Raw genomic sequence first — 10,379 nt, 5'->3', positions numbered from 1 at the left:
GGCGCTCCCGAGAGGGAGCGCCTTCTGCTTTTCCCGTACATTTCAAGATTGAACGGGTGCTGGCCAGAGGAAATACGTAATTTGTTGATTGACTCTGTTGCCAAACGCCGTGCCACAGGTATGGTCGAGGGCGATCGTCTGGCTGATATCTCCATAAGTCCGGCGATTGAGGATCTCGCGGAGGAATGGGTGGGATCCATGAGCCCAGTAAGAGGAGTCGGAAGTGGCGCAGGGCACCGTCAAGTGGTTCAACGCGGACAAGGGCTATGGTTTCATCGCGGTAGACGGTGGTAAGGATGTATTCGTCCATTACTCAGCGATCATGATGGACGGCTATCGCTCTCTCGAACAGGGCCAGCGCGTCGAGTTCGAGATCACGCAAGGCCAGAAGGGACCCCAAGCGGAATCTGTCCGCTCGGTCTGACCACCACGCTGGCACGCCCCCGGCGGCTTCGCATGGCAGCGCAGTCCAGGCGAGACCGCTACAGACCTCCCGTCGACCACGGTGCGGCGGGCTCCCAAGGGCCCGCCGTACGAACCGTCCGCGCGAGCCGTCCGTACGGGCCCCGCCGTACGGACCCGCCGTGGGACCGCTGTAGAACCGCCATGGACCCGGCGTACGGACCCCGCGCCGGGTGCGGGCGCGTTCTGGCGCCGCGTGAGGCTTTGGCCAGGTGCGAGCCCTTTCGCCGACGCCTGTGGCTTTGACCAGGCGTGAGTGGCGCTCAGCTTGCACTCGACCCTGTAGAGTGCTAAACAGTTCGTTGGCACTCTCTGTTAACGAGTGCCAGCGCTGGATCGGGACGATGGGGCCTGCCGAACGGAGATGCAGGCCCATGCCGTCGCGGGCGTCGGCTCGGTCCACTGAAGCCACCCTGCATCTGGGAGGTCTAGCCTTATGGCAGCCAAGATGATCGCGTTTGACGAGGACGCCCGGCGCGGTCTCGAGCGCGGTATGAACCAGCTCGCTGACGCCGTCAAGGTGACCCTTGGGCCCAAGGGCCGTAACGTCGTGCTGGAGAAGAAGTGGGGCGCTCCCACGATCACCAACGACGGTGTCTCCATCGCCAAGGAGATCGAGCTCGAGGACCCGTGGGAGAAGATCGGCGCCGAGCTGGTCAAGGAAGTCGCCAAGAAGACGGATGACGTCGCCGGCGACGGCACCACCACCGCCACCGTGCTCGCCCAGGCGCTTGTGCGTGAGGGGCTGCGCAACGTCGCAGCGGGCGCCAACCCGATGGCCCTGAAGAAGGGCATCGAGTCGGCCGTCGAGCGGGTCAGCGAGGAGCTCTCCAAGCTGGCCAAGGACGTGGAGACCAAGGAGCAGATCGCCTCCACCGCCTCCATCTCCGCCGCCGACCCCGAGATCGGCTCGCTCATCGCCGAGGCGATGGACAAGGTCGGCAAGGAAGGCGTCATCACCGTCGAGGAGAGCAACACCTTCGGCCTCGAGCTCGAGCTCACCGAGGGCATGCGCTTCGACAAGGGCATGACGTCGATGTACTTCGTCACGGACTCCGACCGCATGGAGGCCGTGCTCGAGGACCCGTACATCCTGATCGTCAACGGCAAGGTCTCGGCCAACAAGGACCTGCTGCCGCTGCTCGACAAGGTCGTGCAGTCCGGCAAGCCGCTGCTGATCATCGCCGAGGACATCGAGGGCGAGGCCCTGGCCACCCTGGTGGTCAACAAGATCCGCGGCCTGTTCCGCTCCGTCGCGGTCAAGGCCCCGGGCTTCGGTGACCGCCGCAAGGCCATGCTCGGCGACATCGGCACGCTGACCGGCGGCCAGGTCATCTCCGAGGAGCTGGGCCTGAAGCTGGAGAACGCCAGCCTCGACATGCTCGGCCGCGCCCGCAAGGTCGTCGTGACCAAGGACGAGACCACCATCGTCGACGGCGCCGGTGACCCCGACCAGATCGCCGGCCGGGTCAACGAGATCCGCGCCGAGATCGAGCGGACGGACTCCGACTACGACCGCGAGAAGCTCCAGGAGCGCCTCGCCAAGCTGGCCGGCGGCGTGGCCGTCATCAAGGCCGGCGCGGCGACCGAGGTCGAGCTGAAGGAGCGCAAGCACCGCATCGAGGACGCCGTTCGCAACGCGAAGGCGGCCGTCGAGGAGGGCATCGTCCCCGGCGGTGGCGTGGCGCTGCTGCAGGCGGGCGCCAAGGCGTTCGACAAGCTCGAGCTGGCGGGTGACGAGGCCACCGGTGCCGCGATCGTCCGCAAGGCGCTCGAGGAGCCGCTGAAGCAGATCGCCGTCAACGCCGGCCTTGAGGGCGGCGTCGTGGTGGAGAAGGTCCGCAACCTGACCCCGGGTGAGGGCCTCAACGCCGCCACGGGCGAGTACGTCAACATGTTCGAGTCGGGGATCCTCGACCCGGCCAAGGTGACGCGCTCGGCGCTGCAGAACGCCGCTTCCATTGCCGCGCTGTTCCTCACGACTGAGGCGGTAATTGCGGAGAAGCCCGAGAAGGCGTCCGCTGCCCCGGCCATGCCGGGCGGCGGCGACATGGACTTCTGAGCCCTAGTCGCGTTTTTTGGGACCGGCTCGGACGCTTCGGCGTCCGGGCCGGTCTCTTTTCTTGTGCGGACGCGAAACCCCATTAGGCTTTTGCGGCTTCCGGTCCTCGCGTGAAGACTTTCTCTTGTACGGCAAGCCGCTCCCACCGCCACCCGCCGCACGGGGTTGACGGCCTCCAGGAATACGCCCGCTGACCGGATGACAGCCGGCCGCCGTGACGTGCGAATTCTCATCCGGTGCCGGCGATTTCCCAATTACGGATGCACAGGTGCAATCCCATATGTAAGTGCGAGTCCAATGATTGGGCGCTATGCGCACGACGCCGGCCCCGGTTCAGGGCAGCATTTTTACCCATCTCGACCACGTCGGCTGCGGGGCGTAACCGGCGGCCTGCCACGCTTTGTGAGCGTCCGTGTTGTCGTCCAGGACCATCGCGTCCGCCCTGAATGCGGCGAACTCCGCGAATCTCTCCTCGGCCGCCGCCAGGAGCTTTGTCGCGATGCCTTTGCGGCGATGGCCGGGATGGACCGCGAGGCGGTAGAGGTGGGCGCGCCAGCCGTCCCAGCCCGCGATGAGGGTGCCGACCATCCGGCCGTCCTCCTCCGCGACGAGCAGGGCCTCGGGGTCGCGTGAGATCAGCGCCCGCACCTTGTCGGGGGCGTCGTGGCGGTCGGTCGGCTCGCCGGCCACCAGCCAGAAATCGAGAACGGCGGGCACGTCGTCGCGCCCGCCGTTGCGTATCTCGACCGCCATCAGACGCCGAAGTGGGCGACGACGTGACCTCGGGCGAGGGTGTTCGCGGTGATGTTGAAGCCGACCACGGCGGGGCTGGCGTCGGCGCCCACGCCCAGCTCCGGCACGCCCAGGGCGTGGACCGTGTAGACGTAGCGGTGCGGGTCGCCGGGAGGCGGGGCGGCGCCGCCGTACTCCGTGGAGCCGTAGTCGTTGCGGGCGTGCTTGGCGCCCTGCGGCAGGCCCTTGAACTCCGGGGCCGTGCCCGCGCCGGTGGGCAGCTCGGTGACCGAGGCCGGGATGTCGAACAGCACCCAGTGCCAGAACCCGCTGCCCGTGGGGGCGTCGGGGTCGTAGCAGGTCACGGCGTAGCTCTGGGTCTCGGCGGGGGCGCCGGACCACTGCAGGTGGGGGGAGAGGTTCTGGCCGGTCATGCCCCAGTCGTTGAAGACATGGAGGTCGCTCAGCCTCTCCCCGTCGGTGATGTCACCGCTCCGGACCGTGAGCGAGGCGACCGGCGGCAGGTATTCATGTGGAAGCGGTGCGGGCACGGCATCCTCCTTGGTTTAGATCCTGGTTGCGATCCACTGCTGATCCTCTTCGTCATCCTAGGAGGACTCCCGTGCCCGTCCGGAGGTCAGGTACTCAGCGCGGCCGGCAGGGGCTTGGCGTGCAGGACCGTCAGGGAGGTGACCGCTCGGGTCAGGACCACGTACAGCCTGGCCAGGCCGCGTGGCTCGGCCGCCACGATGTCGGCCGGCTCGACGACGATCACGTGGTCGTACTCCAGGCCCTTGGCCAGCGTGGCGGGGACGACCAGCAGGCGGTGCTCGTCGGTGCTGTCGGGGTCGAGGACGGCGTGGGGGAGGCCGGCGAGGTGGCCGGAGACCTCCTCGACCAGGGCGTCCGGGACGATCACGCCGATGGAGCCCTCCCGGGTGAGCGCCTCGCGGGCGGCCTCGGCCACCGAGCCGCCGGCGCGTACGGACAGCGAGCCCACGCCGGGGCGGAGGGAGCGCGGCGGGGCCAGGGCGGGGGCGACGGAGGGCAGCAGGCGGGCGGCGAAGTCGAGGACCTCACGCGGCACGCGGAAGCCCAGCGTCAGCTCGGTGACCTCGCCCGTGTCCTGGCCGAGGTGCCGGAGCACGGCCTCCCAGGAGGTGGTGGACCACGGCGTGGTGCCCTGGGCGAGGTCGCCGAGCACGGTGGCCGAGCCGTTGCGGCAGCGCCGCCCGAGCGCGCGCAGCTGCATCTCGGACAGGTCCTGGGCCTCGTCCACGACCAGGTGGCCGAGCGAGGGCGTGCGCTCGATGAGGTCGCCCAGCTCGTCGAGGAGCGCGGCGTCGGCGGCCGACCACTTGGCGGACTTCCACCCCCGGTACGGTTTGCGCCAGAGCAGTGTCTCCTGCTCCTCGGGCGACAGGCCGGACCTGGCGGCGCGGGCCAGGAACTCGGCGTCCGACAGCAGCCTGAACAGCACCTGCTCGGGCGCCAGCTTCGGCCACACCGCGTCCACGAGCTGCTTGACCGGCTTCGAGCGGGCCACCGCGTCCTGGACCCGGTCGTCGGGCGACTCGCCGCGCTGCTCCATGCGTACCAGGACCATGTGGGCCAGGCGCTGCGCCAGCGCGGCCCGCCCGGGGCCGTAGCGGGTGGTGCCGCGCAGCGAGGCCACGATCTCGCGCACCTCGTGGTCGGCCACCCGGAAGCGGTAGGCGCCCTTGGAGTAGACGACGCCCTCGGTCGGCTTGATGATGTGCAGCCACAGCGCCCGCTCCAGCACGGCGGCCATGCGGGCGTCGCCCTTGACCGCCGACACCGCCGGGTCCTCGGGCGCGGCGTGCTCGCCGAGCAGCCCGGCGACCGTGGTCTGGTCGACCTTGACCTCGCCGAGGGCGGGCAGCACGGAGGAGATGTAGGACAGGAACGCGCGGTTGGGGCCGACGATCATCACGCCCGACCTGGCCAGCCGCTCGCGGTGGGTGTACAGCAGGTAGGCGGCCCGGTGCAGGCCCACGGCCGTCTTGCCGGTGCCGGGGGCGCCCTGGACGCAGACGGTCTGGCCGAGCGTGGCGCGGACGATCTCGTCCTGGTCGGGCTGGATCGTGGCGACGATGTCGCGCATGGGGCCCGTGCGCGGGCGCTCGATCTCCTCGGTCAGGATCCTCGACGGGCCGATGTCGCCGCCCTCGGCCAGGGGCTCGTCCTCGAAGGCGGTCAGCGCGCCGCCGTGGTAGCCGAAGCGCCGCCGTCGTACGACGCTCATCGGCTCGGAGGGGCTGGCCTGGTAGAACGCCTGGGACACCGGCGCCCGCCAGTCGATCACCAGCGGGCGGCTGTTGCCGTCGTGCACGTGGCGGCGGCCGACGTAGATGGTGCCGGGCAGGTCGTCACCGGCGGCCCGGTCGAGGCGGCCGAAGAACAAGGGGGTGTCGGGGTGGTCGGCCAGCGCGGCGACCCGCTTGTCGAGCAGGGACTGCAGGATCTGCTGGGAGACCCAGTCGCCCGCCGCGTCGGCCGACAGCGACTGGGCGTGCAGGCGCATGGCCTGCAGCGCGGCCCTCGACTCGGCCAGGTGGGCCTGCTCGGCGGCCAGGACGTCGGCGGGGGCGGCGGGGTCGCCGGGTATGTCGGGGGCCAGTTGGTGCGCGGGCATGCGGAAGCGCCTCCTCGGGAGGGGGAAACGGGGGTGGACAGGCAGCGAATCCACCAGCTTAGTAGGACGTCCGACAGGCTTCCAACGGATTTACCCGGGGTAGAAGGACAGCGTGGCGCGGGTGAGGTTCGGCATCTCTCCGATCATCCCCACGGTCGCGAGCTTCCTGCTGGCGGCCCTCTGGGGTTTGTCGGTGTTCGCGGGATGGGGGCTGGAGGCCTTCTGCGCGGGCGGGGAGACGGCGCAGGGCTGCTCCCAGCGGCTCGACTCGGTCTCGTCGGTGTCGGGGCTGTTCGCCGTGGCCGCCGCCTGCTGCACCGTCGCCGCCTGGCTGATGCCGGCGGCCAGGAGTGACCCGAGGGTGTTCAGCCGGTTCATGGGCGTGGGGGTGGTCCTGTGGATCGCCGCCGAAGGCGTGCTGTTCCTCGGCGGCATGCTGGCCAGATAACGACCACCTGGCAATCCCCGAGAAATCGGGCATATCAGGTGGATTTGCCGGATCATGGGGGTATGTCGCTGGCGGATCAGCGAATGCGGCGGCGAGAGTACGCCGGTGAGGGGGGTGGTTCGATTGTCGACGACCCGTGGAGTCTCCTGGACGTGACGGACGTCGAGCCTGGCCGCTCGGAGGGTGAGCGGCCAGGCGTCACGGGCTCACCCGGCGATCACACCCCACCGAGCACGTCGTCGGCGTCGATGATCTGGTACGCGTAGCCCTGCTCGGCCAGGAACCGCTGCCGGTGCGCCGCGAACTCCTGGTCGACCGTGTCGCGGCTGACCACCGTGTAGAAGCGGGCCCCGCCGCCGTCGGCCTTGGGCCGCAGCACCCGGCCGAGCCGCTGCGCCTCCTCCTGACGCGACCCGAACGTCCCCGACACCTGGATCGCCACCGCCGCCTCGGGCAGGTCGATGGAGAAGTTGGCCACCTTGGAGACGACCAGGACCTGGATCTCCTTGTCACGGAAGGCCTGGTAGAGGCGCTCGCGCTCCTTGATCCTGGTCTCGCCCTTGATCACCGGAGCGTTGAGGTGCTCGCCCAGCTCGTCGAGCTGGTCGATGTACTGGCCGATGACCAGCACCTGCTCGCCCAGGTGACGGCGGACGAGGGCCTCGGTCACCCGCGTCTTGGACGGCGTGGTCGCGCAGAAGCGGTAACGCTCCTCGGCCTCGGCCATCGCGTACGCCAGCCGCTCCTCGTCCGTCAGCGTCACGCGGACCTCGACGCAGTCGGCCGGGGCGATCCAGCCCTGGTTCTCCATCTCCTTCCAGGGCGCGTCGTAGCGCTTGGGGCCGATCAGCGAGAACACGTCGCCCTCGCGGCCGTCCTCGCGCACCAGCGTCGCGGTCAGCCCGACACGGCGGCGGGCCTGCAGGTCGGCGGTCATGCGGAAGATCGGCGCGGGCAGCAGGTGCACCTCGTCGTAGACGATCAGCCCCCAGTCGCGCGCGTCGAACAGCTCCAGGTGGCTGTAGACGCCCTTCCGCCTGGTCGTCATCACCTGATAGGTGGCGATGGTGACCGGGCGGATCTCCTTCCTGCTGCCGGAGTATTCGCCGATCTCGTCCTCGGTGAGCGAGGTGCGCTTGAGCAGCTCCTGCTTCCACTGGTGCGCGCTGACCGTGTTGGTGACCAGGATCAGCGTCGTGGCCTGCGCCTCGGCCATCGCGGCCGCGCCGACGATCGTCTTGCCCGCCCCGCAGGGCAGCACGACCACGCCGGAGCCGCCGTGCCAGAAGGCGTCGGCCGCCTCACGCTGGTATTGACGCAGCGACCAGCCCTCCTCCCGCAGCGTGATGCGGTGGTGCTCGCCGTCCACGTAGCCGGCCAGGTCCTCGGCCGGCCAGCCCAGCTTGAGCAGCGCCTGCTTGACGTTGCCCCGGTCGCTCGGGTGCACGGCCACCGAGTCGTCGTCGAGCCGTTCGCCCAGCATGGGCTGGATCTTCTTGGAGCGCAGCACCTCCTCCAGGACCGCCCGGTCGGTGGAGGTCAGCACCAGGCCGCCGGCCGGGTCCTTCTCCAGCTTGAGCCGGCCGTAGCGGGCCATGGTCTCGGCGATGTCGACGAGCAGCGCGTGCGGCACCGGGTAGCGGCTGTAGCTGATCAGCGCGTCGATCACCTGCTCGGCGTCGTGCCCCGCCGCGCGCGCGTTCCACAGCGCCAGCGGGGTGACGCGATAGGTGTGCACGTGTTCGGGGGCGCGCTCGAGCTCGGCGAACGGCGCGATGGCCTTGCGGCACTCGCCGGCCTTCTCGTGCTCGACCTCGAGGAGCAGCGTCTTGTCCGACTGGACGATGAGCGGGCCGTCGTTCACGGACATCCCTTCCTACTGTTGACGCCTATCCAACACGCACGACGGCGGGAACAGTCCCGGAACAGGCGATCAGTCGTCGAAGGCGCCGTTGAGGCCGAGAACCATGAAGACGACGAACGACAGCGCGAACCCCGCCCCGAACAGGATCCAGCTCCACACGAGCAGGCTGCGCGCGCTGGTCTCCTGGGTGCTCGCCCGCGACAGTGCCATGCCCGCGCAGACGGCTCCCGGGATGGCCAGGATGTTGCAGCAGGAGACGGTGGCGAGGAGATTGAGCACGAGCGCGACGATGGCGGTCGCCCTGGGCCCCTCGGATCGTGGCGGCGGGGGATAACCGTAGCCGTACCCGTATCCGTAGTCGGGTGGCGGCTGCTGACCGTACGGTGCGCCATAAGGTTGGTACGGATATCCGCCCGGATCTTCCTGACTCATGTCACCTCCGACCCCGTCGACGTTGTTTTCCCCGTCAACATTTATCACGGAATGGCTACGCGTCCGGCCCGCTCTGCCCGCTCGCCATAGATCGAGACCCTCCCACACGTCTTTAGAGGGCGAGACCCGGACCAGGGAGGCGTGTTGCATCCGGACGACCAACGAGTCTTCACGGCGTTCGTCACGTCGCGATCGGACAGTCTGATCCGTCTGGCGTACGTGCTCACCGGAGACCAGCACACCGCCGAGGACCTGCTCCAGAGCGCCCTGGCCCGGACCGCGGACCGGTGGCGGTCGATCAGGGGCGATCCCGAGGCGTACGTGCGCAGGGTGATGTACCACGAGCAGGTCGGCCGGTGGCGCAGCCCGCGCTGGGGCCGCGAGCACGTGGTGGAGACGCCGCCCGAGCGCAGCGACGGCGATGGCACCGCCCGCGTGGACGACCGGCTCACCCTCGAACAGGCGCTGCGCCACCTGCCCGCCAAGAAGCGGGCCGTGCTGGTGCTGCGCTACTTCGAGGACCTCCCGGAGTCCGACGTCGCCCGGATCATGGGGTGCTCGATCGGCACCGTACGCAGCCAGACCCACCAGGCCGTGAAGCGGCTGCGCGAGCTGGTGGGCGAGACCGTCATCCAGGAGGCGTGAGATGCCAGTCGACGAACGCGCGGTCACCGAGGCGCTGAGCAGGCTGGCCGACCAGGCGCGGCCCGTGGACCCCCAGTCGGTCGCGGCGCGCGCCCTGCAGGGGCGGGTGCGCATGCGGCGGCCGAGATGGGGGCTGGCCCTCGCGGCGGCGGCCTGCGTGGTGGCGGCGATCGGGGTGGTGGCGACGCGCACCCGGCCGGAGCTGTTCCGGCCCGCTCCCGCCGTCTCCCCCTCGGTCCTGGCGACGGCGAGGCCCACGGCCACTGTCACGCGGCCCGTCCCGACGGCCAGCGCCACGCGCGGGATGCCGGACGCGTACGTGCCGGACATCAAGGGCCTGCCACGCAACACGGTCGCGCAGTACGCCCTGGTCGAGGACTGCATGCCCAAGGGCGGCCCGGTGCACAACATGGACGCCGACCAGGTGCTCAAGCAGTACGGGACGGTCAAGGACTACCGCTGGCTCGTGGAGGTCAAGGACAAGGTGGGCGTGACGCGGCTGGTCGGCAGCGTCAAGGGGTTCGTGCTGTGCACGCCGGCCGTCCGGCTGGTCAGTTATCCGGAGGAGCCGCACTTCACGTACTGGGGCGGTAAACCGCCGGGCAGGCCGGTGCTGCGCGGGAAGATCAGCGTGGACGTCTACGACACCCAGATGCAGTCGATGATCAACCCGGGCCGGGATCGGGACCCGCTGTTCGCGGTGGTGGCCGGGCGGGTGGCTCCCGGGGCCGTCCGCGTGGAGGTGGAGTTCGCGGACGGGAAGAGGATGACGGCCGGCGTGCGGAACGGCTTCTACATCGGCAGGACGCGCGTCCACTCCGGGGACGACGGGTTCTTCCGCTTGCCCACCATCCGCCGGGTGACGGCCTACGACTCGGGCGGAGCGGCGCTGGGCCGGGTGGAGAACATCACGTCCCAGGACAGGCTGCAGGGCGCGATCGACGAGAACGACTAGGTGGCTGGTGTTAAGCGGGTCATCTCGGCCGGATGATTCCGGGTGACTCGCTCAACGCCAGTTCTGTGTGGTGGTTGAGACACTGACCTGATGGCGTGGATCCAGCGATCATGTGGTCTCGGG

At 69.6% G+C, this 10,379-nt stretch carries 10 protein-coding genes; 5 read left to right on the top strand and 5 right to left on the bottom strand.

Features of this window, described 5'->3' with window-relative positions; translation table 11 throughout:
- Positions 1-223: 223 nt before the first annotated feature.
- Positions 224-424 carry a cold-shock protein gene (locus tag KME77_RS03525; protein WP_049559825.1) on the top strand — a complete coding sequence of 67 codons (201 nt, stop codon included), beginning with the start codon at positions 224-226 and terminating at the stop codon, positions 422-424.
- Between the two features lie 474 nt (positions 425-898).
- Entirely contained in the window at positions 899-2,524 is a 1,626-nt protein-coding gene (gene groL, locus KME77_RS03520) for a chaperonin GroEL (RefSeq protein WP_219461877.1), read from the top strand.
- 333 nt (positions 2,525-2,857) lie between these two features.
- Here the strand turns inward: groL and KME77_RS03515 are convergent, their stop codons facing one another.
- From KME77_RS03515 to KME77_RS03505, 3 genes are all read right to left on the bottom strand, one after another.
- Positions 2,858-3,277 (bottom strand): GNAT family N-acetyltransferase, encoded by a 420-nt coding sequence (locus tag KME77_RS03515; protein WP_219461875.1) that lies wholly within the window; start codon positions 3,275-3,277, stop codon positions 2,858-2,860.
- A complete protein-coding gene (locus tag KME77_RS03510; RefSeq protein ID WP_219461873.1) occupies positions 3,277-3,807 on the bottom strand; it encodes a YbhB/YbcL family Raf kinase inhibitor-like protein in 531 nt (176 codons plus the stop codon). Before KME77_RS03510 ends, KME77_RS03515 begins: the two co-directional genes overlap by 1 nt.
- Before the next feature lie 86 nt (positions 3,808-3,893).
- Positions 3,894-5,912, bottom strand: coding sequence for a HelD family protein (locus KME77_RS03505; protein WP_219461872.1), 2,019 nt, complete (start codon positions 5,910-5,912; stop codon positions 3,894-3,896).
- Positions 5,913-6,033: 121 nt separating this feature from the next.
- Here KME77_RS03505 and KME77_RS03500 point away from each other — a divergent pair, with 121 nt between their 5' ends.
- Positions 6,034-6,360 carry a hypothetical protein gene (locus KME77_RS03500; RefSeq protein ID WP_219461870.1) on the top strand — a complete coding sequence of 109 codons (327 nt, stop codon included), beginning with the start codon at positions 6,034-6,036 and terminating at the stop codon, positions 6,358-6,360.
- Between the two features lie 217 nt (positions 6,361-6,577).
- Here the strand turns inward: KME77_RS03500 and KME77_RS03495 are convergent, their stop codons facing one another.
- Positions 6,578-8,230 (bottom strand): DNA repair helicase XPB, encoded by a 1,653-nt coding sequence (locus KME77_RS03495; RefSeq protein ID WP_219461868.1) that lies wholly within the window; start codon positions 8,228-8,230, stop codon positions 6,578-6,580.
- Positions 8,231-8,293: 63 nt separating this feature from the next.
- Positions 8,294-8,656, bottom strand: coding sequence for a hypothetical protein (locus tag KME77_RS03490; RefSeq protein WP_219461866.1), 363 nt, complete (start codon positions 8,654-8,656; stop codon positions 8,294-8,296).
- 144 nt (positions 8,657-8,800) lie between these two features.
- Between KME77_RS03490 and KME77_RS03485 the strand changes: the two genes are divergently transcribed.
- Both KME77_RS03485 and KME77_RS03480 read left to right on the top strand, forming a co-directional pair.
- On the top strand, positions 8,801-9,301 hold the full coding sequence (locus KME77_RS03485) for a SigE family RNA polymerase sigma factor (RefSeq protein ID WP_219461864.1): 501 nt from the start codon (positions 8,801-8,803) through the stop codon (positions 9,299-9,301).
- Between the two features lies 1 nt (position 9,302).
- Positions 9,303-10,256 (top strand): hypothetical protein, encoded by a 954-nt coding sequence (locus KME77_RS03480; protein ID WP_219461862.1) that lies wholly within the window; start codon positions 9,303-9,305, stop codon positions 10,254-10,256.
- The last annotated feature ends 123 nt before the right edge of the window (positions 10,257-10,379 follow it).

Source organism: Nonomuraea rhizosphaerae (assembly GCF_019396405.1).
In the GTDB taxonomy this organism is placed as follows: domain Bacteria; phylum Actinomycetota; class Actinomycetes; order Streptosporangiales; family Streptosporangiaceae; genus Nonomuraea; species Nonomuraea rhizosphaerae.
Note: the sequence above shows the minus strand (reverse complement) of the source record. Positions and strands in the feature narration are given on the sequence as shown.